At 64.6% G+C, this 25,118-nt stretch carries 21 protein-coding genes; 15 read left to right on the forward strand and 6 right to left on the reverse strand.

The window, feature by feature from the left end:
- Positions 1-115: 115 nt before the first annotated feature.
- Both trpS and ppsR read right to left on the reverse strand, forming a co-directional pair.
- The gene (trpS, locus tag B9N72_RS02265; RefSeq protein ID WP_085274821.1) at positions 116-1,138 is read right to left on the reverse strand and encodes a tryptophan--tRNA ligase; all 1,023 of its coding nucleotides are present in this window, start codon (positions 1,136-1,138) and stop codon (positions 116-118) included.
- Between the two features lie 227 nt (positions 1,139-1,365).
- Positions 1,366-2,187 (reverse strand): posphoenolpyruvate synthetase regulatory kinase/phosphorylase PpsR, encoded by an 822-nt coding sequence (gene ppsR / locus B9N72_RS02270; protein ID WP_085274822.1) that lies wholly within the window; start codon positions 2,185-2,187, stop codon positions 1,366-1,368.
- 324 nt (positions 2,188-2,511) lie between these two features.
- On the opposite strand from ppsR, the gene ppsA reads away from it, so the two are divergent.
- Entirely contained in the window at positions 2,512-4,899 is a 2,388-nt protein-coding gene (gene ppsA / locus B9N72_RS02275; protein ID WP_085274823.1) for a phosphoenolpyruvate synthase, read from the forward strand.
- 227 nt (positions 4,900-5,126) lie between these two features.
- Positions 5,127-5,336 (forward strand): dodecin, encoded by a 210-nt coding sequence (locus B9N72_RS02280; protein WP_085274824.1) that lies wholly within the window; start codon positions 5,127-5,129, stop codon positions 5,334-5,336.
- 24 nt (positions 5,337-5,360) lie between these two features.
- Here B9N72_RS02280 and B9N72_RS02285 read toward each other — a convergent pair whose 3' ends face one another.
- Entirely contained in the window at positions 5,361-6,290 is a 930-nt protein-coding gene (locus tag B9N72_RS02285; protein WP_085274825.1) for a LysR family transcriptional regulator, read from the reverse strand.
- A 450-nt stretch (positions 6,291-6,740) separates the two neighbouring features.
- Here B9N72_RS02285 and B9N72_RS02290 point away from each other — a divergent pair, with 450 nt between their 5' ends.
- Both B9N72_RS02290 and B9N72_RS02295 read left to right on the forward strand, forming a co-directional pair.
- Entirely contained in the window at positions 6,741-7,631 is an 891-nt protein-coding gene (locus B9N72_RS02290; protein WP_085274826.1) for a DMT family transporter, read from the forward strand.
- A gap of 63 nt (positions 7,632-7,694) precedes the next feature.
- Positions 7,695-8,474 carry a carbonic anhydrase gene (locus tag B9N72_RS02295; protein ID WP_085274827.1) on the forward strand — a complete coding sequence of 260 codons (780 nt, stop codon included), beginning with the start codon at positions 7,695-7,697 and terminating at the stop codon, positions 8,472-8,474.
- A 54-nt stretch (positions 8,475-8,528) separates the two neighbouring features.
- On the opposite strand, the gene B9N72_RS02300 is transcribed toward B9N72_RS02295, so the two are convergent.
- A complete protein-coding gene (locus tag B9N72_RS02300; protein ID WP_085274828.1) occupies positions 8,529-9,452 on the reverse strand; it encodes a LysR family transcriptional regulator in 924 nt (307 codons plus the stop codon).
- 170 nt (positions 9,453-9,622) lie between these two features.
- On the opposite strand from B9N72_RS02300, the gene lysA reads away from it, so the two are divergent.
- Positions 9,623-10,864, forward strand: coding sequence for a diaminopimelate decarboxylase (gene lysA / locus B9N72_RS02305; RefSeq protein ID WP_085274998.1), 1,242 nt, complete (start codon positions 9,623-9,625; stop codon positions 10,862-10,864).
- A 114-nt stretch (positions 10,865-10,978) separates the two neighbouring features.
- Here lysA and mfd read toward each other — a convergent pair whose 3' ends face one another.
- Positions 10,979-14,368 carry a transcription-repair coupling factor gene (gene mfd, locus B9N72_RS02310; protein ID WP_085274829.1) on the reverse strand — a complete coding sequence of 1,130 codons (3,390 nt, stop codon included), beginning with the start codon at positions 14,366-14,368 and terminating at the stop codon, positions 10,979-10,981.
- Positions 14,369-14,501: 133 nt separating this feature from the next.
- On the opposite strand from mfd, the gene B9N72_RS02315 reads away from it, so the two are divergent.
- On the forward strand, positions 14,502-17,762 hold the full coding sequence (locus B9N72_RS02315; RefSeq protein ID WP_085274830.1) for a sensor domain-containing protein: 3,261 nt from the start codon (positions 14,502-14,504) through the stop codon (positions 17,760-17,762).
- Positions 17,763-17,816: 54 nt separating this feature from the next.
- The gene (rlmB, locus tag B9N72_RS02320) at positions 17,817-18,572 is read left to right on the forward strand and encodes a 23S rRNA (guanosine(2251)-2'-O)-methyltransferase RlmB (protein ID WP_085274831.1); all 756 of its coding nucleotides are present in this window, start codon (positions 17,817-17,819) and stop codon (positions 18,570-18,572) included.
- Positions 18,573-18,686: 114 nt separating this feature from the next.
- On the opposite strand, the gene B9N72_RS02325 is transcribed toward rlmB, so the two are convergent.
- On the reverse strand, positions 18,687-20,306 hold the full coding sequence (locus B9N72_RS02325; RefSeq protein ID WP_085274832.1) for a methyl-accepting chemotaxis protein: 1,620 nt from the start codon (positions 20,304-20,306) through the stop codon (positions 18,687-18,689).
- A gap of 386 nt (positions 20,307-20,692) precedes the next feature.
- Here B9N72_RS02325 and B9N72_RS02330 point away from each other — a divergent pair, with 386 nt between their 5' ends.
- The 8 genes from B9N72_RS02330 to rplI all read left to right on the forward strand — a co-directional run bounded on the left by B9N72_RS02330 (position 20,693) and on the right by rplI (position 25,024).
- Positions 20,693-22,192, forward strand: coding sequence for a multicopper oxidase family protein (locus B9N72_RS02330; RefSeq protein WP_085274833.1), 1,500 nt, complete (start codon positions 20,693-20,695; stop codon positions 22,190-22,192).
- A gap of 95 nt (positions 22,193-22,287) precedes the next feature.
- Positions 22,288-22,596: a metal-sensitive transcriptional regulator gene (locus B9N72_RS02335; RefSeq protein ID WP_085274834.1), complete on the forward strand. Its 309-nt coding sequence runs from the start codon at positions 22,288-22,290 to the stop codon at positions 22,594-22,596.
- Positions 22,597-22,627: 31 nt separating this feature from the next.
- Positions 22,628-22,939 (forward strand): DUF2845 domain-containing protein, encoded by a 312-nt coding sequence (locus B9N72_RS02340; protein ID WP_085274835.1) that lies wholly within the window; start codon positions 22,628-22,630, stop codon positions 22,937-22,939.
- A 13-nt stretch (positions 22,940-22,952) separates the two neighbouring features.
- A complete protein-coding gene (locus B9N72_RS02345) occupies positions 22,953-23,162 on the forward strand; it encodes a heavy-metal-associated domain-containing protein (protein WP_085274836.1) in 210 nt (69 codons plus the stop codon).
- Positions 23,163-23,629: 467 nt separating this feature from the next.
- The gene (rpsF, locus tag B9N72_RS02350) at positions 23,630-24,007 is read left to right on the forward strand and encodes a 30S ribosomal protein S6 (RefSeq protein WP_008953314.1); all 378 of its coding nucleotides are present in this window, start codon (positions 23,630-23,632) and stop codon (positions 24,005-24,007) included.
- 13 nt (positions 24,008-24,020) lie between these two features.
- Entirely contained in the window at positions 24,021-24,320 is a 300-nt protein-coding gene (gene priB / locus B9N72_RS02355) for a primosomal replication protein N (RefSeq protein WP_085274837.1), read from the forward strand.
- Positions 24,321-24,325: 5 nt separating this feature from the next.
- Positions 24,326-24,553: a 30S ribosomal protein S18 gene (rpsR, locus tag B9N72_RS02360; RefSeq protein ID WP_008953312.1), complete on the forward strand. Its 228-nt coding sequence runs from the start codon at positions 24,326-24,328 to the stop codon at positions 24,551-24,553.
- Positions 24,554-24,574: 21 nt separating this feature from the next.
- On the forward strand, positions 24,575-25,024 hold the full coding sequence (rplI, locus tag B9N72_RS02365; RefSeq protein ID WP_085274838.1) for a 50S ribosomal protein L9: 450 nt from the start codon (positions 24,575-24,577) through the stop codon (positions 25,022-25,024).
- Positions 25,025-25,118: the final 94 nt, after the last annotated feature.

Below are 25,118 nucleotides of genomic sequence, written 5' to 3' on the forward strand. Positions count from 1 at the left end.
ACTTTCCTTCGATGTGAGTGCTTCGGCGCCACCGCAACACACGCCTTGAGAGAGGCTGTGGCCCGGCCTGGCATCGGAGCTGGTGAGGCACCCGGTAGTCGTACGGCGGCCGGGATCAGTAGTAATTCAACCCCATCGCCGCTTTGACTTCGGAGAGCGTCACGGCGGCCACCTGGCGCGCCTTGGCGGTGCCTTCTTTCAGCATGGCGAGCACTGCCGCCGGATCGCGGGCGTATTCCTCTCGGCGCCGGCGGATCGGTTCCAGCAGCGCCTGCAGCTTGTCTTCCAGCCGAGACTTGAGCACCGAGTCGCCCAGCCCGCCGTGGCGGTAGTGCTTCTTCAGCTCGGCCACGGCCGCAACGTCGTCGTCGAAGGCATCGAGGTAGCTGAACACCACGTTGCCCTTGACCTGGCCCGGGTCCTCCACGCGCAGGTGATTCGGGTCGGTGTACATCATCTTCACCGCTTGGCGGATTTCGTCGGGGCTCGCCGACAGCGCCAGCGCGTTGCCGAGCGACTTCGACATCTTCGCCTTGCCGTCGATGCCCGGCAGCCGTGCGCCATGCTCCGGCACCACGGCGCGCGTCTCCACCAGCAGCTCCTGGCCAACGCTGGCGTTGAAGCGGCGCACGATCTCGTTGGTCTGTTCGATCATTGGCACCTGGTCGGCGCCCACCGGCACCATGGTGGCCTTGAAGGCGGTGATGTCGGCGGCCTGCGCTGCCGGGTAGGTCAGGAAGCCGGCCGGGATGTCGCGCTCGAAGCCGCGCTGCTTGATCTCGTCCTTGATGGTCGGGTTGCGCTCCAGCCGCGCCACCGTTACCAGGTTGAGGTAATAGGACGCCAGTTCGGACAGTTCTGGCACCAGGCTCTGGATGAAGATGGTGCTCTTGGAGGGGTCGATGCCGACGGCGAGGTAGTCGAGCGCGACCTGCAGCACGTTGTCGCGCACCTTCAGGTAGTTGCCCATGTTGTCGGTCAGCGCCTGGGCGTCGGCCAGCAGCAGGAACTGGGTGCAACGCTCCTGCAGCAGGACGCGGTTACGCAGCGAGCCGACGTAATGGCCCAGGTGCAGCGGGCCGGTAGTGCGGTCGCCGGTGAGGATGACGTCGTTCGGGCTGATGCTGTCGAGATTCATGCTGTGCTCCACTAGGGTTCAGGGAGACTGCCAGCAAGGAGGGGGTGGAAAACGAAAACCCCGGAGCGCCTGCTGGCAGCTCCGGGGTTTTCGGGTGTACGCAACCGCGGTGCCGCCTAGGACAGGCGCCACCAACCAAACGAGAAAGCGATTGCGAATGAGGTATTCATGTTTTTCATCAAACCATGGCGACCGAAGCGGCGTCAAGCACCATCAGTGCGGACGGCTCAGAACCGCCGCGTCAGGTTGGCCTTGTGCATGATGGTCGAGGCGATTTCCTCGATCGACTTGTGCGTGGTGCTGATGAACGAAATGGCGTGGTGGCGGAACATCGACTCGGCCTCGTTCACCTCGGAGCGGCAGTTCTCGATGCTGGCGTATTTGGAGTCCGGGCGGCGTTCGGAACGGATGTGATGCAGGCGCGCCGGGTCGATGGTCAGGCCGAAGATCTTCTGGCGGAACGGCAGCAGCATCTTGGGCAGCGTCGGGCTGTCCAGGTCTTCCGGGGTCAGTGGGTAGTTGGCGGCCTTGATGCCGTATTGCAGCGCGAGATACAGGCAGGTCGGAGTCTTGCCCGAGCGCGACACGCCGACCAGGATCACGTCGGCCTCGTGCAGGTCCTTCAGCTTCACCCCGTCGTCGTGGTTGAGCGAGTAGTTCACCGCCTCGATACGGTGATCGTACTGCGACTCGTTCATCATGCCGTGCGCCTTGCCCACCGACAGCGTGGCCTTCTGGTGCAGTTCCGCTTCCAGTTCGCCGATGAAGGCCTCGAAGAAGTCGATCACCAGCGCATGGTCGACGCGCAGCGCCTGGCGCACCTCGGCGTTGACGATGCTGGTGAATACCACCGGCTTCTGGTGATCGTCGGCGGTACGCTGGCGAATCATCTCGGCCACTTCCTGCGCCTTCTCCACCGTGTCGACGAAGGGGATGGTCTCGCGCTTGAATTCGATGGTGTCAAACTGCGTCAGCAAGGTGTTGCCCAGGGCCTCGGCGGTGATGCCGGTGCGGTCGGAAACGAAAATGGCGGAGCGGAGGTGTGGCATGAATGCACCTGTCGAAAAGAAATAGCGGAGAGTCGTGAGCCGATTATACCCGTCCCGCCGCCGCCGTCAGCGTTCTCACCGCGCAGCCCGCCCCCAGTGGGGCCAATCTCCCGCCCCGTTTGGCTTTACAGTAGTGTTAACACTACATGACAAAAGGCTTTTTCCCGCCGGGCGGGTGCGATGGTGCCAGAACGGCAGGATGGAAGTCCTTGATTAAGGGCAAATCCTTACCTTGTGCAATGCAAAAGACGCTACGCAAGCCGGGCGTTAATCGGCTAGAATGCGGCTTTCTATCGTCTCCAATCCAATACAGGAAGTGAAGTGATGGCAGAGAACTACGTCATCTGGTTCGAGAAGCTGCGCATGACCGACGTTGAACAGGTAGGTGGCAAGAATGCCTCCCTGGGCGAAATGATCAGTCAGCTGGCCAACTCGGGTGTCCGTGTACCCGGCGGTTTCGCCACGACGGCGGATGCCTATCGTGATTTCCTGCAGCATAACGGCCTGGCCGAGCGCATCAGCGCCGCGCTGGCCAAGCTGGACATCGACGACGTGACCGAACTGGCCCGCGTCGGCAAGGAAATCCGCCAGTGGATTATCGATACCCCGTTCCCTGCCAAGCTTGATGCCGACATCAAGGAAGCCTGGGACAAGATGGTGGCCGATTCCGGCGGCGCGGACATCTCCGTCGCCGTACGCTCCTCCGCCACCGCGGAAGACCTGCCGGACGCCTCGTTCGCCGGTCAACAGGAAACCTTCCTGAACATCCGTGGCCTGGACAATGTCAAGGAAGCCATGAAGCACGTCTTCGCTTCCCTGTACAACGACCGCGCCATCTCCTACCGCGTGCACAAGGGCTTCGCCCATGACGTAGTGGCTCTGTCGGCCGGCGTGCAGCGCATGGTGCGTTCCGACTCCGGCGCGGCCGGCGTGATGTTCACCATCGATACCGAATCCGGTTTCGAAGACGTGGTCTTCATCACCGCTTCCTACGGCCTCGGCGAGACCGTGGTGCAAGGCGCCGTGAACCCGGACGAATTCTACGTTCACAAGCCGACCCTGAAGGCTGGCCGCCCGGCCATCCTGCGCAAGACCCTGGGCTCCAAGCTGATCAAGATGGAGTTCACCGACGCCTCGCAAGCCGGCCGTTCGGTGAAAACCGTCGACGTGGCCGACGCCGACCGCAAGCAGTTCTCCATCACCGACGCCGAAGTGGCAGAACTGGCCCAGTACGCGCTGATCATCGAGAAGCACTATGGTCGTCCGATGGACATCGAGTGGGGCCGCGACGGTCTGGACGGCAAGCTGTACATCCTGCAGGCCCGCCCGGAAACCGTGAAGTCGCAGGAAGACCGCAAGGACACCCTGCGCCGCTACCGCCTGAACACCAAGTCCACCGTGCTGGCCGAAGGCCGCGCCATCGGCCAGAAGATCGGCCAGGGCACCGTGCGCCTGATCAAGGATGCGTCCGAGATGGATACCGTCAAGGCCGGTGACGTGCTGGTGACCGATATGACCGACCCGGATTGGGAACCGGTGATGAAGCGCGCCGCCGCCATCGTCACCAACCGTGGCGGTCGTACCTGCCACGCCGCGATCATCGCGCGCGAACTGGGCATCCCGGCCGTGGTCGGCTGTGGTGACGCTACCGACGTGCTGCGTGACGGCATGCAGGTCACCGTGTCCTGCGCCGAAGGCGACACCGGCAACATCTACGACGGCCTGCTCGAAGTCGAAGTCATCGACCTCGAACTGGACAAGATGCCGGAATCCCCGGTCAAGATCATGATGAACGTCGGCAACCCGGAACTGGCCTTCGACTTCGCGCAGCTGCCGAACGAAGGCGTGGGTCTGGCGCGCATGGAGTTCGTGATCAACCGTCAGATCGGTATCCACCCGAAAGCGCTGCTCGAGTTCGATACGCTGTCGGCCGACCTGAAAGCCACCATCACCGATCGCATCGCCGGTTACGCCAGCCCGGTCGACTTCTACGTCGACAAGATCGCCGAAGGCGTGTCCACCCTGGCGGCCGCGTTCTACCCGAAAAAGGTCATCGTGCGTATGTCCGACTTCAAGTCGAACGAGTACGCCAACCTGATCGGCGGCCAGCTGTACGAACCGCACGAAGAGAACCCGATGCTGGGCTTCCGTGGCGCCGCACGCTACGTGGCCGAGAGCTTCCGCGACTGCTTCGAGCTGGAATGCCGCGCCATCAAGAAAGTGCGCGACGTGATGGGCCTCACCAACGTGGAAGTGATGATCCCGTTCGTGCGCACCCTGGCCGAAGCCGAGAAAGTCATCGAGATCCTGGCCGCCAACGGCCTGAAGCGTGGCGATAACGGCCTGCGCCTGATCATGATGTGCGAACTGCCGACCAACGCGGTTCTGGCCGAGCGCTTCCTGGAGCACTTCGACGGCTTCTCCATCGGCTCCAACGACATGACCCAGCTCACCCTGGGCGTGGACCGCGACTCCGGCGGCCCGATCGCTTCGACCTTCGACGAGCGCAACGACGCCGTGAAGGCCATGCTGCACATGGCGATCCAAGCTTGCCGCAAGCTGAACAAGTATGTCGGCATCTGCGGTCAGGGCCCGTCCGATCATCCGGACTTCGCCAAGTGGCTGGTGGAAGAGGGCATCGAGACCATCTCGCTGAACCCGGACACCGTGGTCGAGACCTGGATCTACCTGGCCAAGGAACTGAACGCCTGAGTCGTCGCCCGTCGATGACCCACGAAACCGCCCCTCGAGGGCGGTTTTTCTTTGCTCGCAGCGCCGATGCAGCTGGTCAGGCCTAGGCAAGGTGACCATGAAGGCGGGCGTGATCGACCGAGCATGGTTGGCGGGAGGGATTAGAATCGTCCTGCATTTGTCGTTGCGGGCGCTATGCTGAAGTTGTGCCCGCCTGACGGGCTTTCCTCATCTCCAGGGAGAACAACATGAGCAAGCACGTCTACAAGATGGTGGAACTGGTCGGTTCCTCCTCCGAGGGCAGCGACGATGCCATTCGCACCGCCATCACCAAGGCCGGTGCCACGCTGAAGCACATCGACTGGTTCGAGGTGCTGGAAACGCGCGGCCATGTTGTCGACGGCGCCATCGCCCACTGGCAGGTGACGATCAAGGTGGGTTTCCGCGTCGAGGATTGAGCCTGACCGGTTCGCCGCTGTTGTTCAGGAATGGCGCTCGTCGTCGCCCAGGATGGTGCGCAGGCGCGGCACCACCAGTTGCAGGAAGGCTTCGTACTTCTTCGGCATCGGGTGGCGATAGGGGTAGACCAGGAACACCGGCCAGCCGGAAGTGCGCCAGCCGGGCAATACCGGGATGAGTTCGCCGCGTGCCAGCTGCGGGCTGACCACGTATTGCGGCAACAGGCCGATGCCCACGCCGGCACAGGCGGCGTTGGCGATCACCGCGTACTGGTCGCACAGCAGCGTCGGCCGGATGGCGAGCGAAACGAACTGGCCGTCCTTTTCCAGCCGCCAGTCGAGGCCGGTTTCGTTATAGCTGTTGTGTAGCAGCTGGTGCTTGAGCAGGTCTTCCGGCGTCTGTGGGATGCCGGCCCGCTCCAGGTAGGCCGGCGCGGCGTACAGCTCTTCCCAGACGAAACCGATCGATTTGGCTACCAGCCGGTCGTCGTGTACCGCCCGGGAGCGCAGGCAGAAGTCGAGGCCGGCGTCCACCGGGTCCTGCAGCCGGTTTTCGGCCACCAGCTCCATCTCCAGGGCGGGGTGGAGCTCGGCCAGCTCGCCCAGCAGCGGCGCCAGGAGGTATTGCGCGAATGACATGGTCGAGCTCACGCGCAGCGGACCGCCGATGGCGCCCTGGGCTTCCTCGATGTCGGGTCGCACCTTGTCGAGCATGCTGCGCAGTTGTGCAGCATGGCAGGCCAGGCGCCGCCCGGCCTCGGTCAGCGCCACGCGCCGGGTGTTGCGCAGCACCAGCACCGTCCCCAGATCGTGCTCCAGATCCTTCACCAGCTGACTGATCCGGCTCTTGGCGCAGCCGATGGCCTCGGCCGCTGCGGTAAAGCTGCCGAGCCGCGCCAGGGCGTCGAAGGCGAGCAGGGCGTCGGGGGAGGGGATGTGTGGGTTTGTTTTCATACCAGAACAATGTGTTGCTTTTGTCGCTATTTTTATCAGTTTAATGGCTAACTATGCTTTGTGCATGCCTATTTTCCGAACAGTGAGGGCATCATGCACAAATCCTCCTCGTGTGCTGCCGGGGTTTGCCTGGCGCCTGCTCCCAGCTTGGCGCTTCGTTTCGCTAGCGTCTTCCGGCAAGCGTTTTTACTCCGCTGGCGGCGGCGCCACGCCTTGCCCGCCATGCCGGACCAATACCACGCCGAACTGGAGCGGCTGGGCGTGCGGCTGCGGCCGATCGAGCCTCCCTCCGTGTCGCTGCTACGCCTGCCGCCGCCGTAGCCCGCGACTGGGCAGCGGGTATGCCGTCTACGTTCGACAATCGCCAGCCGTCTTTGCGACAATACACTTGTCTATTCAACTCGGCCACCTTTGCCTGGTGGCCGCTTTTGTCATTGTTCAAGGACCGTCATGCTGCCGTACCTGGCCCTGTCGCTCGCCATGTTGTTGTGGGCAAGTTCGTTCATCGCGCTGAAATATGTATTCTCGGTGTTCGACCCGATGGTGGTGCTATTTGCCCGCATGGTGATCGCTACGCTCTGCCTGCTGCCTTTGATGCTGCGTCCCGGCGTACGTCGACGTTATCAGCAAGGCGACTGGAAATGGCTCGTCGCGCTGGCGCTGGCCGAACCCTGCCTGTACTTCCTGCTGGAGGCGCGCGCGCTGGTGTATACCAGTGCCTCGCAGGCCGGGGTGATCACCGCCACGCTGCCGCTGTTGACCTCGCTCGGTGCCTTGCTGTTTCTCAAGGAACGGCTGGGGCGCACGGTCTGGTTGGGTATCGCGGTATCGTTCGCCGGTGTGTTGTGGCTGACGCTGACCGGCGAGCAGAGCGCCGACGCACCGAATCCCTTGCTCGGCAACGCGCTGGAGTTCCTGGCGATGGTGTGTGCCACCGGTTATATCCTGATCGCCAAGAAGCTGTCGGTGCGCTATTCGGCGCTGGTGATCACCGCGGCGCAGACGGTGCTTGGCATGCTGTGGTTCGGCGCGCTGCTGTTCACGCCGTGGGTGACGCTGCCGCAGACCTTGCCGCTGTGGCCGAGCCTGTGGGTGCTGTACCTGGGGGCGGGAATCACGCTCGGCGCCTATGGGCTCTATACCTGGTCGGTGAGCCGCGTGCCGGTGGCGATGGCGGGGGCCTTCGTCAACCTGATTCCGGTGTTCACGGTGTTGCTGGCCTGGATCATCCTGGGGGAGACGCTGTCGGCTCAGCAGCAGCTCGCCTGCCTGCTGGTGTTCGGTGGGGTGCTGATCAGCCAGCGCAAGCCGGGGGCGCGCGCCCAAACCACGCAGGCTTGATTCGCCACGAGGCGGGTCGCTACAGTTCGGCATGACAAAACGCTGAACAAGGAAACCCGCTTCATGACTCGAACCGTTTCGCTGACGGCCCGCCTGCTGGCTGGCGGCCTGGCGCTGCTGATCGGCACGGCTCAGGCCACCGAATCGCCCCCCATCGCTCCCCAGGCCGCGCCGGTATCCGTCCACGCCGACGAACATGGCCATAGTTCCGAGCTGGCCCAGGTGAAGGGAGCGGTCGACGCCATCGTCAACGCCAACCTGCGCTACATGAGGACGCACGCGCCGGGCTACTTCGAGCGCTTTGCCGACAAGCAGACGCCGCGTGCCACGGTGGTCACCTGCTCCGATTCGCGAGTGCAGGCCGACGCCTTCTCTGCCGATGCCGTCAATGAACTGTTCATGGTGCGCGACATCGGCAATCAGCTGGCCACGGCGGAAGGCTCGGTGGAGTATGGCGTGCGCCATTTGCACACACCGCTGCTGCTGATCGTCGGCCATGCCGTGTGCGGCGCGGTGAAGGCGGCCTCCGGCGATTATTCCGGCATCGAGCCGGCCATCGCCAAGGAACTCGCCACCATCAACATTCCCAAGGGCATCGACGTCACCGACGGGGTGTTGCTCAACGTCAACAACCAGGTGGACGCTGCGCTGCTGAAGTTCGCGGGCGAGGTGGAGTCGGGCAAGCTCGCGGTGATCGGCGCCTTCTACGACTTCCGCAACGATCTGCGTCAGGGCTACGGCAAGCTGGTGCTCACCAACATCAATGGCGAGACCGAGCCGGCACGCATCCGCGACATCGTCAAGAACGGCCGCTTTTTCCAGCTCAGCGAGGCGCAGCCGTAACACTCTTTGCTCGTCATCATGCCCAATGACCCGCCCGGCTCCGTGCCGGGTTTTTCATTCCATGGCCAGGGCTGCCTCCAACTGCGAGGTGAGTTCGGCCGCCTGCTGTTGCAGGGCTTTTGCGAAGTGTTCGGCCAACTGCGAAGAGGGGCGGTGCTCGGGGCGCACCACACTGACGGTGAACGGGATCGACACCGTGAAGCGGCGTATGGAGAGGCCGTGGCCGGCGTAATCGAGCGCGGTGAGCGGGTTGATTACGGCCACGCCGAGTCCGGCGCGTACCATGGCGCACACCGAGGCGGCGCTGTGCGTTTCCACTACCAGCCGACGTTCGATGCCGGCCTGGCCGAACAGGCTGTCGAGCTGCTGGCGGTAGGGGTCGGTGGCCGACAGGCTGATGAAGTTCTGCCCCGCCAGGTCGATGGGTGCCAGCGCATTTTTCGCCAGCAGGGGGTGGCCATCCGGCAGCACGCATACCTCGTCGGCCCGCAGCAGCGGGGCGATGCGGGTGCCGGCCGGGGCGGTGCCGTGCTCGGTCAGCCCTAGGTCGTGGCGTTGCGCCGACAGCCATTCCTCCAACAGCGGCGACTCCTGCGGCACGATGCTCAGGCTGACCTCGGGATAGATCTCGAGGAAGCGCCGGCACACCTCGGGCAGTAGCGATTGCGAGAAGGCCGGCAGGCAGGCGATGGAGAGCTGACCCTGCTGGAACTGGCGGATCGAAGCGGCGGTATTGCGGATGCGCTCGAGCCCGAAGTAGGAGCGCTGCACCTCCTCGAACAGCATCAGTGCCTGCGCCGTCGGCTGCAGCCGGCCGCGCACGCGGTCGAACAGGGTCAAGCCGGTCAGCGTTTCCAGCCGCGCCAGTTCGCGGCTGACGGTGGGCTGCGAGGTGTGCAGCAGGTCGGCGGCGCCGGTGACACTGCCGGAGGTCATGACGGCCCAGAAGATTTCGATGTGGCGCAGACTGAGGGACATGGCATGGAGTGGCGGTAGCGAATCAATCCATATCGTACATGAATAACCATGGTGAAAAACGATATTTTATGAAATGGCTGCACTAGGGCATGATGCCTATCGATGCTGCGGCGTTCCGCGCCGCCCCCGATAACCGTGCCGCGCCGGTCGCGGCCCAGGAGCCTTGCCGTATGACGACCCCTTCTCCCGAATTGCTCGACGCCATTGCCCGTGAACACGGTACCCCGGTGTGGATTTACGATGCTGCAGTGATCCGCGAGCGCATCGCCCAACTGCGTGACTTCGACGTGATTCGCTTCGCGCAGAAGGCCTGCTCCAACACCCATATCCTGCGCCTGATGCGCGAGGAGGGTGTGGTGGTCGACGCGGTGTCGCTGGGTGAGATCGAGCGTGCGTTGGCCGCCGGCTTCAGCGGGCGGGGTGAGGAACCGTCCGGCATCGTGCTTACCGCCGACCTGCTCGACCAGGCCACGCTGGCGCGCGTGGTCGAGGAGCAGATTCCGGTCAACGCCGGCTCCATCGACATGCTGCGTCAGTTGGGTGCTGTGTCCCCTGGGCATCGCGTCTGGCTGCGCATCAACCCGGGCTTCGGCCACGGCCACAGCAACAAGACCAACACTGGTGGCGAGAACAGCAAGCATGGCATCTGGCACGAACAGCTGTCGGACGCGCTGAAAGTGATCGGCGAGCACGGTCTCAAGCTGGTCGGCCTGCACATGCACATCGGCTCCGGCGTCGACTACGGCCATCTGCAGCAAGTGTGCGGCGCCATGGTCGAGCTGGTGGCTGGCATGGGGCACGACCTCGAAGCGATCTCGGCCGGCGGCGGCCTGTCGATTCCGTACCGCGAGGGCGATGCGCGCATCGACACCGCGCACTACTTCGGGCTGTGGGACGCGGCGCGCAAAGAGATCGAGGCTAAGCTGGGCCACCCTGTGCGCCTCGAGATCGAGCCGGGCCGCTTCCTGGTGGCCGAATCCGGCGTGCTGCTGGCCGAAGTGCGTGCGGTCAAGGACATGGGCAGCCGCCACTTCGTGCTGGTAGATGCGGGCTTCAACGATCTGATGCGGCCGTCGATGTACGGCAGCTACCACGGCATCTCACTCGTCGCCCAGGGCCGGCCGCAGCCGGCGGCCGATGTGTTGGTGCCGACTGTGGTGGCCGGGCCGCTGTGCGAATCGGGCGACGTGTTCACCCAGGAGGACGGCGGCGTGGTGGTGACGCGCGATCTGCCGCCGTGCCAGGTGGGCGATTACCTGCTGTTCCACGACACCGGCGCCTACGGTGCGTCGATGTCGTCCAACTACAATAGCCGCCCGCTGTTGCCCGAGGTGCTGATCGACGGCGACTTCGCGCGCCTGATCCGCCGCCGCCAGACGATGGTGGAGCTGTTGGCGCTGGAAGCGGTGTAAAGCGCATTCGACACCGCGTGAAAAAGCCGTGCTCCCAAGGGGCACGGCTTTTTTGTCGCTCTTGTCCGCGGGGAGGCCGAGGCGGCGGATCGCCCCCGTCAGGGGGCATCCGCCCTACTGCAGCTCCTTCAGCAGTTCCTTCACCCGCACCACGCGCAGGCCCACGTCGTCGACCTTGACCTCGACGCGAAGCTTGTCCTGGCCGGCGAGCTTGTAGTTCTTCTTGCTCTGGATCAGCGTGATGATCTTCATCGGGTCGATCGGCGGGTTCTTGACGAAGCTGAGCTGGATCGCCGCCTCGCTGGCGTCGAGCTTCTGCACGCCGAGCCGGCGCGCGGCAAGGCGCAGGCGGTGGCTCTCGACCAAGGTCTTGACGGTCTGCGGCGGCAGGCCGAAGCGGTCGATCAGTTCCTCGTGGATGGCGTCGATCTCGGCTTCGGTCTCGCAGCTGGCAAGCCGCTTATAGAGCACCAGCCGTTCGTGCACGTCCGGGCAGTAGCCTTCGGGCAAGAGCGCGGGGCTGTGCAGGTTGATCTCGGTGGTGACACCCAAGGGGGCGTCGAGGTCCGGCGTCTTGCCCTTCTTCAGGTCGCGCACCGCTTGTTTCAACATTTCGGTGAACAGCGCGAAGCCGACTTCCTGCATCTCGCCCGACTGCCCCTCGCCCAGCACCTCGCCGGCGCCGCGGATTTCCAGGTCGTGCATCGCCAAGTAGAAGCCGGCGCCCAGTTCTTCGGACATCTGGATCGCCTCCAGCCGCTTCTGCGCGTCGCGGGTCATGCCGTCCGGCGTCAACAGATAGGCGTAGGCCTGGTGGTGCGAGCGGCCGACGCGGCCGCGCAGCTGGTGTAGCTGGGCCAGGCCGAACTTGTCGGCGCGGTTGATCAGGATGGTATTGGCGTTGGGGATGTCGATGCCGGTCTCGATGATGGTCGAGCACAACAGCAGGTTGAAGCGCTGCTGCAGGAAGTCGCGCATCACCTGTTCCAGCTCACGCTCGCGCAGCTGGCCGTGCGCCACGCCGATGCGCGCCTCGGGCAAGAGCTCGGCCAGCTTCTCCTGCATGTTCTGGATGGTGTCGACCTCGTTGTGGAGGAAGAACACCTGGCCGCCGCGCTTCAGCTCGCGCAGTACTGCCTCGCGGATCACGCCGTTGGCGAGCGGGGAGATGAAGGTCTTCACCGCCAGCCGGCGCGAGGGCGCGGTGGTGATGGCGGAGAAGTCGCGCAGGCCTTCCAGCGCCATCGACAGCGTGCGCGGAATCGGTGTGGCGGTCAGCGTCAGCACATCGACGTTGGCGCGTAGCCGTTTCAACTGTTCCTTCTGGCGCACGCCGAAGCGGTGCTCCTCGTCGATGATGACGAGTCCCAGGTTCTTGAACTGAATGTCAGGCTGCACCAGCTTGTGGGTGCCGATGACGATGTCGACGCCACCGTCGGCTAGCCCGGCGAGCGCCGCCTTGCTCTCCTTGGCGCTGCGGAAGCGCGACAGCTCGGCGATCTTCACTGGCCAGTCGGCGAAGCGGTCGGAGAAGTTCTGGAAGTGCTGCTCGGCCAAGAGCGTGGTCGGCACCAGCACCGCCACCTGCTTGCCGCCCAGCACTGCGACGAAGGCGGCCCGGAGCGCGACCTCGGTTTTGCCGAAGCCGACGTCGCCGCACACCAGACGGTCCATCGGCTTGCCCGAACACATGTCGGCGATCACCGCCTCGATGGCGCTGGCCTGATCCGGCGTCTCCTCGAAGCCGAAGCCGGCGGCGAAGGCGTCGTAGTCGTGGTGGCTCAGGCTGAAGGCGTGGCCCTCGCGTGCGGCGCGCTGGGCGTACAGGTTCAACAGTTCCGCCGCGGTGTCGCGTGCTTTCTCGGCCGCCTTCTTCTTGGCCTTGTCCCAGGCCGGGCTGCCCAGCCGGTGCAGTGTCAGTTGTTCGGTGGCGCCGCCGGCGTAACGGGAAATCAGCTGCAACTGGCCCACCGGCACGTAGAGCTTGGCGCCGTCGGCGTACTCCAACTGCATCAGCTCGGTTTCGCCTTCGCCTAGATCCATCGATACCAGGCCCAGGTAGCGGCCGATGCCGTGCTGCTCGTGCACCACCGGGTCGCCCACCTTGACCTCGGCCAGATCGCGCAGCATGGCGTCGGAGCCGGCGCGGGCGCGCGCCCGGCGCGTGTGGCTCCTGGCCACGTGCTGATAGAGCTCGCTCTCGGTGACGATGGCGAGTTGCGACTCGGCCACGGCGAAGCCGCTGAACAGCGGCGCCACGGTGAGTGCCAGCTTCATCTCACCGTCGGCGAATTCGGCCCAGTTGTCGATCGGCACCGGCTTGATGCCGTTCTCGCTCAGGAACTGGTGCATGGTCTCGCGCCGCCCCAGGCTCTCGGCGGAGAGCAGCACGCGCCCAGGATGGCTGGCGAGATAGTCGGCCAGCTTTTGCAAGGGGTTGTCGGCGCGCCGCTCCACAGCGAGTGGCGGCAGCCCGGTCGGGGCCGGCTCGGCCGGGCACTCGAAGCGCGGGTAGGGCTTGAGCGCGGCCATCAGTTCGTCCGGGCGCAGCACGATCTCGCCCGGCGCCAGTACCGGACGCTCGGTATCGCCGCGTGCCATCAGGTGGCGCTCCTGCACCTCGCGCCAGAAGGTGTCGGCGGCGGCGCTCACGTCGCGGTGGGTCACCACCAGCGCATCCTCGCCGAGGTAGTCGAACAGCGTCGCGGTGGCGTCGAAGAACAGCGGCAGGAAGTATTCGATGCCGGCCGGCGACATCCCGGCGCTGACGTCGCGGTAGATGCGGCTCTTGGACGGGTCGCCCTCCATGCGCTCGCGGTAGTGCTGGCGGAAGGTGGTGATGCCGGCTTCGTCGCTGGGGTACTCGCGCGCCGGCAACAGGCGGATCTCCGGCACCGGGTAGAGCGTGCGCTGGCTGTCCGGGTCGAAGGTGCGCAGGGAGTCGATTTCGTCGTCGAACAGGTCGATGCGGTAGGGCAGCGCCGAGCCCATCGGGAACAGGTCGATCAGGCCGCCGCGGATCGAGAACTCGCCCGGCGCCATCACCTGGGTGACGTGGGCGTAGCCGGCGGTGACCAGGTCGGCGCGCAGCTGGTCGGCATCGAGCCGGGCCTTGGCCTTGAGGAAGAAGGTCCGCCCCAGCAGGTAGCCCACCGGGGCCAGCCGCGTCATCGCGGTGGAGACCGGCGCGATCACCACGTCGCATTCGCGCTGGCGGATCTGCCACAACGTCGCCAGCCGTTCGCTGACCAGATCGGCGTGCGGCGAGAAGTGGTCGTAGGGCAGGGTCTCCCAGTCCGGCAGCAGCGCCACGCGGCAGTCCGGGGCGAAGAACGGAATCTCCGCCTTCAGGCGCTGCGCGCTCTGCGCGTCGGCCGCCAGCACCAGCACGATGGGGCCCTGGCCGGCGAAACGGGCGAACAGGGCGGCGTCCAGCCCTTCGGGCAGGGGAGCGAGCCGGGTTTTCTGGCCGGCCGGCGGCAGCGGGGGAGGAGTGGTCAACATACGACTTCACAAGGAGGGGACTCGCGGTATTATACCAGCCTGCCTTCCCGTGCAGCCGGGCGGCATGATGCGGCCAACGCGACGATAACAATGACAAGGGCCCGCCGACATGGCGGCCCACTGCAGAGGATTTATGGTGAACAGAAAGGAGTGGCTGGCTTCCTGCCTGGCGCTGCTGGTATTTCTTTCCTCGCTGCCCCTGTGGCCCGCCACGGCCGGTACCCTGCCGGGTCCGGCCAGCTTCATTCCGCACGGCCTGTTCCTGCTGTGGGTGGTGCGTCGCCCCGCCAGTTCGGTCTGGTTGTGGCCGTTGCCGGCCTGGGCGCTGGCGAGTCAGTGGGCAGGGCCGCTGTGGGCCGGCAGCCTGGCGCTGTCGCTCTATCTGGTGGTCGGAACCGCTCGGTTCGCCGGCATCCATCGCTCCCGGTTTGCCCTGGATTCGCTCTCGTCGCTGCTGCGGCTGCTGGCGGTACTGCTGCTGGGGCCGGCCGTTGTGGCGGTTCTGCTGCTGTGGGGGGTACAGGGATACTCCGGTGTCAAGGTACCGCTGCCGCAGGCCTTGCTGCACTACGGCGCGCTGGCCCTGGCGCTGGTGTTGTGCGTGCCGGCGGCGTTCGCCGGCGTCGAATACAGCCGGCGTCGCTACGTTGAGCTGATGATCATCGCGCTGGTGACGCTATCGCTGTGGGCGACCGCGCTTGGCGTCGGCCATCTTCCCCTGATACCGATCTACCTCTTGCTCTACCCCTGCCTGTTGTGGGCGGCCTGCCGCGCCGGCATCGGTGGCGCGACGCTGCTGGGACTGCTGATCCTGGTGCTGGCGGCGTTTCTCGACGGCCCGTCGTTTCAGCCGGTCCCCCTGCCGGCCAACGGCATCGTGCTGAACCTGGCGCTGGTGCTGTCGGCGCAGCTGGTGGCGACGCAGTCGGAAGCGGCGGTGCGCCGTATTCGTCAGCTGCAGGACTCGCTGGCGCGTTTCGAAGCCTGGCTGCGGAACAGCCCCAACGTGATGTCGCTGAAGGATCTGGAGGGGCGTTACCTGCTGGTCAACCGCGCCTACTCGCGGGCGCTGGGCAAGGCCCCGGCCGAGCTGATCGGCAAGAAGAGCGCCGATTTCCTGCCGCCGGAGGAGGCGCAGGCGACGGCCGAGCAGGACCGTCAGGTGCTGAACGCGCTGGAGTCGCGCCAGTACGAGCAGACGCTGACGCTGGACGGCCTGCCCGGCGATTTTCTGGTGACCAAGTTTCCGCTGTTCGACGCCGACGGCCTGCCGGCCGGCATCGGCTGCATCGCCACCGACATCACCCAGAGCAAGCGCGAGCGGCAGGCCAAGCAGGAGGCGGAAAACCGTTATCACGCCCTGATCGAGCAGTCGCTGGTCGGCATCTACATCCTGCAGGACGAGCGCCTGGCCTACGTCAACGACAAGCTGGCGGAGATGCTCGGTTACCCGGGCGAGGACTTGCTGGGGAAGCGGATCGAGACGGTGCTGGCGCACGAGGAGCGTCAGCGGTTGCGCCAGCAGATCAACCAGCGTCTGAGCGAGAACATTTCCATCATGCACTTTTCGGCGCGGCTGGTACGGAAGGACGGCCAGTTGCTGGACGTGGAAATCCACAGCCGGCTGTTCGAGTATCGCGGCCGCGCCGCCATCATCGGCGTGGTGGTCGACATCTCCGACCGGGTGCAGGCCGACGCCAACCAGAAGCTCGCCAGCAAGGTGTTCGAGAACGCCGCCGAAGGCATCCTGATCACCGGGGCGGACTACCGCATCATCGCGGTGAACCAGGCCTTCACCCGTATCACCGGCTATCAGTCGGAGCAGGTCATCGGGCGCGTGTCGCGCATCTTCCGTGACAATACCAGCTGGAGCGTGGCGATGCTGGACGGGCTGGCGCGGCACGGCCACTGGCAGGGCGAGATGCTGGACCGGCGCCGCTCGCACGAGTGGTACCCGGCCGAGCTGTCGATCTCCGCGGTGCGCGACGATGCCGGCGTGATCACCAACTACGTCGGCGTGTTCGCCGACATCACGGTGCGCAAGCAGGCCGAGGAGCGGCTGCAGTTCCTCGCTAACCACGACCCGCTGACGCGCCTGCCCAATCGCAGCTGGCTGATCGCGTGCCTGGAAGACCGCATCCAGCAGATCGCCGGTTCCGGGCAGCAGGTGGCGGTGATGTTCCTCGACCTCGACCGTTTCAAGCTGATCAACGACTCGTTCGGCCACCAGACTGGCGACGAGCTGCTGCGCGAAACCGCCAGCCGCCTGGAGCAGGTGGTGGGGGGGCGCGGCCAGATCGCCCGCCTTGGCGGTGACGAGTTCACGCTGCTGGTCAGCCATTTCGCCTCGCAGGCCACCTTGTCGACGTTGGCCGAAGACATCCTGGCGGTGCTGGCGCAGCCCTTGTGGCTGGAGGGACAGGAGCTGATCGTCACCGGCAGCCTCGGCATCAGCGTCTACCCCTGCGACGGCAGCGACGCCCGCACCCTGCTCAAGAACGCCGACGTGGCGATGTACCGCGCCAAGGAGGCGGGCAAGAACACCTACCAGTTCTTCGCCGCCGAGATGAACGCCCAGGCGATCGAACGGCTGCAGTTGGAGAGCGGGCTGCGCCAGGCACTCGAGCGCGGCGAGTTCGAGCTCCACTTCCAGCCTATCGTGGCGGCGGAGACGCACCGCCTGGAAGCGCTCGAGGTGCTGCTGCGCTGGCGCCACCCCGAGCTGGGGCTGGTGCCGCCGGTGCGCTTCATTCCGCTCGCCGAGGAGACCGGGCTGATCCGCCCGATCGGCGACTGGGTTATCCGCCAGGCCTGCCGCCAACTGGCCGACTGGGACTGCCTGGGCCTGCACGTGCCGCGCCTGGCGATCAACCTGTCGGCGCGCCAGTTCGAGCAGCAGGCGCTGATCGTGCAGGTGGCCGGCGCACTGGCCGAGGCCGGCATCGCTGCCGGCCGGCTGGAACTGGAAATGACCGAGAGCATGGTGATGCAGAACCCGTGCGAGGCGGTATCGCTGCTGGGCGAGCTCAAGGCGCTCGGGGTGCGGCTGTCGATTGACGACTTCGGCACCGGCTATTCCTCGCTGTCCTACCTCAAGCGCTTCCCGCTCGACACGCTGAAGATCGACCGCTCCTTCATCGAGGGGTTGCCGGGCGACGGCGACAATGCGGCGATCGCCGAGGCGATCCTGGCGATGGCGCGCAAGCTGTCGTTCAGCGTGGTGGCCGAGGGGGTGGAAACCGAAGCGCAGGCGGCCTTCCTCTCCGCCAAGGGCTGCCAGCTGCTACAGGGGTATCTGTTCAGCCGGCCATTGCCGGCAGGGGAGCTGACGGCCTGGCTGCGCCGGCAGACTCCGCAGCCGCGTACGGCCGACACCGGCACGATGGCAAGCTGAGGCGCGGCGATGGCGGTACAATAGCCGCCATTTCCGTTTTCAGGCTTTTCCCTCATGAGCAACAAGCGCCTCATCCACGGCTTCCACGCCGTCAACGCCCGGCTGTGGCAGAACCCCAAGAGCCTGCTCGAAATCTGGCTCGCCGGCGGCCGCCAGGACGCCCGCGCCCAGGCGGTGCTCGACAAGGCCGCTGTGGAAAACATCAAGCTGCACATCGTCGACAAGGCGCGTCTGGACAGCATGAGCGGCAACGCGCGCCACCAGGGCGTGGTGGCGATGATCGACGCCAGCCGCAGCCACGTCAGCCTGGACGACGTGCTGGAAAACCTGTCCGAACCCCCGCTGCTGTTGATCCTGGACGGCGTCACCGACCCGCACAACCTCGGCGCCTGCCTGCGCGTTGCCGACGCCATGGGCGCGCACGCGGTGATCGCGCCCAAGGACCGCTCCGCCACGCTGAACGCCACTGTGTCCAAGGTGGCCTGCGGCGCTGCCGAAGTGGTGCCCTACATCACCGTCACCAACCTGGCGCGCACCCTGCGCGACCTCAAGGACGCCGGGGTGTGGATCGCCGGCACCACCATGGAAGCCGACACCGACCTCTACCACTTCGACGCCGCCGGCCCCCTGGCCTGGGTGATGGGCTCGGAAGGCGAGGGCATGCGCCGCCTGACGCGCGAGCATTGCGACGTGCTGGTGTCGATCCCGATGTTCGGCAGCGTCGAGAGCCTCAACGTCTCGGTGTCGTCCGGCATGGTGCTCTCCGAGAGCCGGCGCCAGCGCGTGCTGAAGGGCGAGGCCAAGGGCTGACCATGCCCTCCTGCGTGCGATGACGCAGGAGGGCCGCCAAAACAAAACCACCCAGTGTCTGGTGCGAGCACGGGGTGGTTTTGGGTCAAGGTGACGGCCGCCTCGTGGAGAGGGTCACACCTGGTACTGCGAGACCGTTTCCAAAATGTGGCGGGCCTGCTGGCGCAGTTGATCCGCCGCTTCGGCCGAGCCGCTGGCGGCCGCCGCGTTTTCTTCCGCCATCTGGGCGATCTGTTCCACCCGCTGGGCAATGGTATTGCTGGCCGTGCTCTGCTCGACGATGCTGTCGGAGATGTCGCGCACCAGCTCCTGCGCACGCTGGGTATTGCCCTGGATCTGTTCTATGGCCTGATTGGCCTGACGGGCATTGCCGGTTTCCTGGCTTACCCGCTCCACGACTTCCTGCATGCTGTTGACCGCTTCGTGGGTTCCTTCCTTCATCTGGGTAATGACGTTGGCGATCTCCATGGTGGAGTGGCTGGTCCGTTCGGCCAGCTTGCGCACTTCGTCGGCTACCACGGCAAAACCCCGTCCCATCTCGCCGGCACGGGCCGCCTCGATCGCCGCGTTGAGGGCGAGCAGATTGGTCTGCTCGGCGATGTCTTTGATGACACTCACGACCGAGGCAATGGTCTCGCCGTCATTGCGCAAACGGGCAATCTTGCCAGCGGTGCCGTCGATGGCGCCGGCGACATCGGTAATGCCGTGGGCTGTGGCCAGAATCACGGCTCCGCCTTGACTGGCCATCTGCCCGGCTTCTTCCGTTTGCTGGCTGGCGTCCCGCGCGCGGTCGGCCACGTGGTTGATACTGACGGTCAACTGTTCGATCGCAGCCGCCATGCTGGAGGCCGACTCGCTTTGCACCTCCGAACTGCGGGCGATCTCGGTGGTGTTGCAGGCCATGCCTTCCATGGCCTGATCGATGGCGCCGATGCTCTGGCGGATATCCCGGAAGCTTTGCTGCAGCTTGCCCAGCAGTTCGTTGAAGGCGCGGGCGGTCAGGCCGATTTCATCCTGCTTGTCGGCCTTGGCGCGCAGGCGGAAATCCAGTGTCGTGCCAACCTGCTGCATGGTGTCCTGAATCTCGGCCAAATGGCGGCGAATCTGGGTGAAGAGCAGAAAACCCAGCGTGCCGCAGATCAGGATGGCCGCGGCGATGATGGTGACGGAAAGCGTGATGGCATTGGAGTAGGCGGCTGCATTTTCCTTGCCGAGTTTGTCGGCCTGGTCAATGTTGAACTTGACGTGCCGTTCCAGCGCATCGCGTACCGCGGTGGCGCTGCGAGCCATCTCGCCGTTCACCAGTGTTTCTTCTGCTTCCTGGTTCTGGTGGGTGCGCGAGAGTTGCAGAAACTGTGCTCGGCTATCGCGGTAACGCCTGAGCGCCTGGCGGTCGTTGTCGAGCTGCTTGCGATCTTCCTCGTTCGAGATCAGTTCCTTCTCGTAGCGGTTGAGGGTGTCGTCGAGATGCTTGTCCTGCTCGGCAATGACCCGTTCCTGTTCGACCTTTCTGTCGTCGCCATTATGGATGGCGTGGCGAAAGGTGGCCAGACGGCTGCTGGCCAACGCCGATTTGGCTTCGTTCAGGGTGGCGATGCTGGGGAAGGTATTCTCCTTCATGTAGACAAAACGGCTATTGGCATTGCCTTGCTGCCATAGCGCATTGCCGCCGATGCCTAGCAGTGAGAGCAATGCCACGGCAAGGGTTAGCAGGATTCGCTGGGAAATATTCATGTAGTGACCTTCTGTAATGACGATATCTTGTTTGATAATTTTTTGTCATGAATTTGGCGCGCATTATATACAAACGTTGTGCTATTGAAATTAACCCAAATGAATTATTTGGAGTGGCGCACCATCCAAACTGATGGTGCTTTTCCTGCCATTTCTTATTGATACAGAGGCTGTAGTTGCCATTATTCCAAACGAATTATTTTTGACGCTGTGCCAGCTGGTGTGGTAGCGATTGCGATCCCAGTATCCGCAGGGGGAGCGATGGGAGCATGCTGCTGCGGCGAGAGGCATGGTGATGTTGCGGTGGGTTGATTTTGTCGCCTCTTCGCTTTCTTTTAATACCCTATAGGGGTATATTCACTGAAAGAGTCTGGAAGGAGAACCGCATGCACCGTCGTCGTTTCCTGGAGTTGTCGCTGGGGCTGGCCACCCTGCCGCTGATCGTGCGCCAAGCCTGGGCCGCCACGCCCCCCGCCATGCCGGGCATGGACCATGGCGCGCATGCCGGCCATGACATGGCGGCGATGGCAGACGCAGCCGGCGGCGTCACGCTGCCCGAAGGACAGCCACTGCCGCCGCTGCAGCGGCTGGCCAATCGCGGCGGCGGCGGACACGTGAGCGGCGAGCTGGTCGCCGCGCCGATCAAGCTGCCGCTGCTGCCGAGGCACCAGCCGACCACGTTCTGGGCCTACAACGGCAGCGTGCCGGGGCCGCTGATCGAGGCCTACGAGGGGGATACGGTCGAGATCGCCTTCACCAACCGGCTTGCCCAGCCCACCACCATCCACTGGCACGGCATGCCGGTGCCGGCCGAGCAGGACGGCAACCCGCACGATCCGGTGCCGCCGGGCGCCGAGCGCCGCTACCGCTTCACCCTGCCCAAGGGCTCGGCCGGCACCTACTGGTACCACCCGCACCCGCACGGCTACACCGGGCAGCAAGCCTACATGGGGCTGGCCGGGACCTTCATCGTGCGTCGTCGCGACGACCCGCTGGCGCACTTGCCGGAGCAGTTGCTGGTGTTGTCCGACCTCAAGCTGGATGGCGACGGCGGCATCGCCGCCAACTCGATGGCCGACCGGCACGACGGCCGCGAAGGCCAGTTCGTGCTGGTCAACGGCGCGCTTCGGCCAGCCTTGGCGCTGGCCGAGGGTGAACGCCAGCGCTGGCGCCTGTGGAACGCCACCAGCGCGCGCATCCTGAAGATCGCGCTGCCGGCGCACGAGGTGCACCTGGTCGGCACCGACGGTGGGGCCATCGCCGCGCCGCGCCGCATCGAGCACCTGCTGCTGTCGCCAGGCGAGCGCGCCGAGCTGGTGGTGACCGGGCGTTTCGGCGCCGGCCAGACGCCCGGCCTGGTGGCGCTGCCGTACTCGCGCGGCAAGGCGATGCACCCGGAGCAAGACGCGGTGCTGCCGCTCCTGACGTTGATCCGTCACGGCCGCCGCGCCAGTGCCCCATTGCCGGCCCGTCTTGCCGAAGTGCCTGCCCTGCCGGCAGCGGCCGTGAAGCGGCGCGTGGAGTTTTCCGAGAACATGGCCGATCCGAAGGCGATGTTCCTGATCAACGGTAAGACCTACGACATGGCGCGCATCGATTTCGAAGGCAAGGTGGGCCAGGTGGAAGAGTGGGAAATCGTCGGCAACGCCCATATGGACCACCCCTTCCACCTGCACGGCACGCAGTTCCAGGTGCTGGCACGCACCGAGGACGGCCAGTGGCGTGACGAGCCGTACCTGGCCTGGCACGACGTGGTCAACGTGGCGGCCGGCGAGAGCGTGCGGCTGCGCTTCCGCCAGAATCTGCCCGGCCTGCGCATGTTCCACTGCCACATTCTCGAGCACGAGGACCAGGGCATGATGGGGCAGCTGCTGGTGCGCGCCTGACTGGCCAGAAGCCTAAACTGATAACAGGGGCGGCCTTTGACCGGGGCGCCGGATGCGTCACAATGCCGGATTGTGTTTCCCTCCGAGGAGTCGTCATGCAGCAGTGCTGTGACCAGGAATCCCCGGGCAGCGACAAGCTGGTCGTGCAGCCCAACAAGAGCGCCTTGCTCAAGCGCCTGGCGCGGATAGAAGGGCAGGTGCGCGGCATCAGCGGCATGATCGAAGGCGATCGCTACTGCGTCGACGTGCTGACCCAGATCGCCGCGGTGAAGTCGGCGCTCGACGCGGTGTCGTTGCAACTCTTGGAAAACCACATGAAAGGCTGCGTGGCGCAGGCCTTGCGCGCCGGCGACGCCACCGGCGTGGTAACCGAGCTGATCGACGTGGTAAAGAAGGTGCGCTGACGCTGTCGCCACCGGGCGGCGGGAGGTGAACATGGACAGGTTGGTGCGCGCGCTCTTGCTCGCGCTGTGGTGCGGACCGCTCGCCGCGCTGGCGGCGCCGATTCCATTCAGCGTCTTCATCCGGCTCGACACCGGCATGAGCGAGGCCGAGGTGCTCGAGCTGACCGGGCCGCCCGATTACGTCAGCGACGGCGGCTCGGTCCGTTACCGCACGCGGCACGGCTTTGGCTACGGCGACCGCAAGATCATGACCTGGTACGCGGATGGCGTTGAGCCGCATACCACCACCATCACCTTCCGCAACGGGCGGGTGAGCGATATCGAGCGACACAAGAAATTCTGAACAAGGAGGCTTCATGGAGAAAATCATCCTGCACGTCGAGGGCATGACCTGTAACGGTTGCGCCAACAGCATCAAGAACGCCCTGGGCCAGCTGGAAGGGGTGCGCCAGGTCGAGGTCGACCTGGCGAGCGGCAAGGTCGAAGTGTTGTGCGACGCCGGCATGCCGACGCGCGACAGCCTGGCCGAGGCGGTGAGTGATGCCGGCTACGACGTGGTCGGCTGAGAACCCGCTCACGATCTTGCTGCGCGTCCCTGATCGGGGCTCATGCGCTGCTCGAAATCCTCATGGACTCCATGTCCATTCCGGTTTCTGCGCTGCTCTTCACCCCGCTGAGGGCCGCTCGTGACAGATCATGAACAGGTTCTACGCGTGTGCAAATTAATCTGCTGTGCCCCCCAATCCTGGCCCTGCGATGCTCGCCGTACCATTTGTACGGCTGTGCTTCTCGTACCAGCCTTGGGGCGCGGCGATGACCGCAGGGAATCCCTGTGGGGCGATTTCTTCGACAAGCTCTGGGCTCGTGATTGAGACGTTTCGCTATCCACACCACAGCCGCCAGCCCAAATCATTGGGGCGGCGGCTGTTTTTCGTTGCCCTGTCCGATAAAGGTGCGTAGAATTCTGCGGTTCTCAACCCTTGCCTTTCTGCTACCGCATGGCGGAAAGGCTTTATAGCCACAAGGAGTTCACATGCGTCATTACGAAATCGTGTTCATCGTCCATCCGGACCAGAGCGAACAGGTTCCGGCCATGATCGAGCGCTACAAGGGCATGGTTCTGGCCGCCGAAGGCAAGATCCATCGTCTGGAAGACTGGGGCCGCCGTCAACTGGCTTACCCGATCCAGAAGCTGCACAAAGCTCACTACGTTCTGATGAACGTCGAGTGCCAAGCAGAGACCCTGGCCGAGATCGAACACGCGTTCAAATTCAACGACGCCGTTCTGCGCCACCTGACCATCAAGCTGGACCGCGCCGTGACCGAAGCGTCCCCGATGATGAAGGACGAGAAGGCCAAGAATCTGCTGGAACCGCAACAGCCGGCCGCCGAGGCTGAAGTCGCTGCCTGATCGCGACTCCACCTTGCAGAACCAGCTGGTACTGACCGCCGCTGTCGAACGCGAAGACGCCCTGAGATACACCCCCGCCGGCCTACCGGTGCTGGAAATGTGGCTCAGGCATCAGTCCCGGCAGCGTGAAGCGGGGTTCGAAAGGGATGTGAATTGCGAAGTGCAGGCACTCCTGATCGGCGAAGTGGCCCGGAAGTTTTCCGGCAATCTGGCAGGCAAGATGGTGACCGTCAGCGGTTTCCTCAGCCAGCGCAGTCTTCGCAACCCTCGGTTGGTACTGCATATCGAACACGTTGAATTTGTTAAAGGTTAGTCAAAATGGCTCGTCAACTCTTCAAGCGCAAGAAGTTCTGCCGCTTCACGGCAGAAGGCATCAAGGAAATCGACTACAAATCCGTTGATCTCCTGAAGGATTTCATCGCCGAAAACGGCAAGATCATCCCGTCCCGCATCACCGGTACCAAGGCCCGTTATCAGCGTCAGCTGACCACCGCGATCAAGCGCGCGCGTTTCCTGGCCTTCCTGCCGTACACCGACCAACACTAAGCCGGGAAAGGATACGACAAGATGCAAATCATTCTGCTCGAAAAAGTGGCCAACCTGGGTCAACTGGGTGACGTGGTTAAGGTCAAGGACGGTTACGCTCGTAACTTCCTGATCCCGCAAGGCAAGGCCAAGCGTGCCAACGCCGCCAACCTGGAAGCTTTCGAAGCTCGCCGCGCCGAACTGGAAGCCAAGCAAGCCGAAATCCTGGCCGACGCTCAGGTTCGTGCCGAGAAGCTGGCTGACGCTACCATCACCATCGCCCAGAAGGCCGGTGTGGATGGCCGTCTGTTCGGCTCCGTGACCAACGTCGACATCGCTGAAGCCGTGACCGCCTTCGGCGTGCCGGTGAAGCGTTTCGAAGTTCGCCTGCCGAACGGCCAACTGAAGGCCATCGGTGAATACGACCTGGAAATCGCCCTGCACCACGACGTGGTTGTGGCGATCAAGGTTGTTGTAACGCCGGAAGCCTGATTCCCGCATTTGCCGGAATCACCAAAAAGCCCGCACACGTGCGGGCTTTTTCTATTTCTGCATCCGGGTGGATCAAGCTGACTTGAGAGCCGCT

The sequence above is a fragment of the Pseudogulbenkiania subflava DSM 22618 genome (assembly GCF_900177275.1).
In the GTDB taxonomy this organism is placed as follows: Bacteria; Pseudomonadota; Gammaproteobacteria; order Burkholderiales; family Chromobacteriaceae; genus Pseudogulbenkiania; species Pseudogulbenkiania subflava.

What these genes read in the sequence shown, in the direction of transcription:
- B9N72_RS02340 (WP_085274835.1), top strand. Translation starts at nt 22,628, where the DNA reads ATGGACAGGTTGGTGCGCGCGCTCTTGCTCGCGCTGTGGTGCGGACCG.
- ppsR (WP_085274822.1), bottom strand. Translation starts at nt 2,187, where the DNA reads ATGCCACACCTCCGCTCCGCCATTTTCGTTTCCGACCGCACCGGCATC.
- ppsA (WP_085274823.1), top strand. Translation starts at nt 2,512, where the DNA reads ATGGCAGAGAACTACGTCATCTGGTTCGAGAAGCTGCGCATGACCGAC.
- B9N72_RS02345 (WP_085274836.1), top strand. Translation starts at nt 22,953, where the DNA reads ATGGAGAAAATCATCCTGCACGTCGAGGGCATGACCTGTAACGGTTGC.
- rpsR (WP_008953312.1), top strand. Translation starts at nt 24,326, where the DNA reads ATGGCTCGTCAACTCTTCAAGCGCAAGAAGTTCTGCCGCTTCACGGCA.
- trpS (WP_085274821.1), bottom strand. Translation starts at nt 1,138, where the DNA reads ATGAATCTCGACAGCATCAGCCCGAACGACGTCATCCTCACCGGCGAC.
- B9N72_RS02325 (WP_085274832.1), bottom strand. Translation starts at nt 20,306, where the DNA reads ATGAATATTTCCCAGCGAATCCTGCTAACCCTTGCCGTGGCATTGCTC.
- B9N72_RS02335 (WP_085274834.1), top strand. Translation starts at nt 22,288, where the DNA reads ATGCAGCAGTGCTGTGACCAGGAATCCCCGGGCAGCGACAAGCTGGTC.
- B9N72_RS02290 (WP_085274826.1), top strand. Translation starts at nt 6,741, where the DNA reads ATGCTGCCGTACCTGGCCCTGTCGCTCGCCATGTTGTTGTGGGCAAGT.
- B9N72_RS02330 (WP_085274833.1), top strand. Translation starts at nt 20,693, where the DNA reads ATGCACCGTCGTCGTTTCCTGGAGTTGTCGCTGGGGCTGGCCACCCTG.
- B9N72_RS02280 (WP_085274824.1), top strand. Translation starts at nt 5,127, where the DNA reads ATGAGCAAGCACGTCTACAAGATGGTGGAACTGGTCGGTTCCTCCTCC.
- B9N72_RS02300 (WP_085274828.1), bottom strand. Translation starts at nt 9,452, where the DNA reads ATGTCCCTCAGTCTGCGCCACATCGAAATCTTCTGGGCCGTCATGACC.
- mfd (WP_085274829.1), bottom strand. Translation starts at nt 14,368, where the DNA reads ATGTTGACCACTCCTCCCCCGCTGCCGCCGGCCGGCCAGAAAACCCGG.
- B9N72_RS02285 (WP_085274825.1), bottom strand. Translation starts at nt 6,290, where the DNA reads ATGAAAACAAACCCACACATCCCCTCCCCCGACGCCCTGCTCGCCTTC.
- B9N72_RS02295 (WP_085274827.1), top strand. Translation starts at nt 7,695, where the DNA reads ATGACTCGAACCGTTTCGCTGACGGCCCGCCTGCTGGCTGGCGGCCTG.
- rplI (WP_085274838.1), top strand. Translation starts at nt 24,575, where the DNA reads ATGCAAATCATTCTGCTCGAAAAAGTGGCCAACCTGGGTCAACTGGGT.
- B9N72_RS02315 (WP_085274830.1), top strand. Translation starts at nt 14,502, where the DNA reads ATGGTGAACAGAAAGGAGTGGCTGGCTTCCTGCCTGGCGCTGCTGGTA.
- rlmB (WP_085274831.1), top strand. Translation starts at nt 17,817, where the DNA reads ATGAGCAACAAGCGCCTCATCCACGGCTTCCACGCCGTCAACGCCCGG.
- lysA (WP_085274998.1), top strand. Translation starts at nt 9,623, where the DNA reads ATGACGACCCCTTCTCCCGAATTGCTCGACGCCATTGCCCGTGAACAC.
- rpsF (WP_008953314.1), top strand. Translation starts at nt 23,630, where the DNA reads ATGCGTCATTACGAAATCGTGTTCATCGTCCATCCGGACCAGAGCGAA.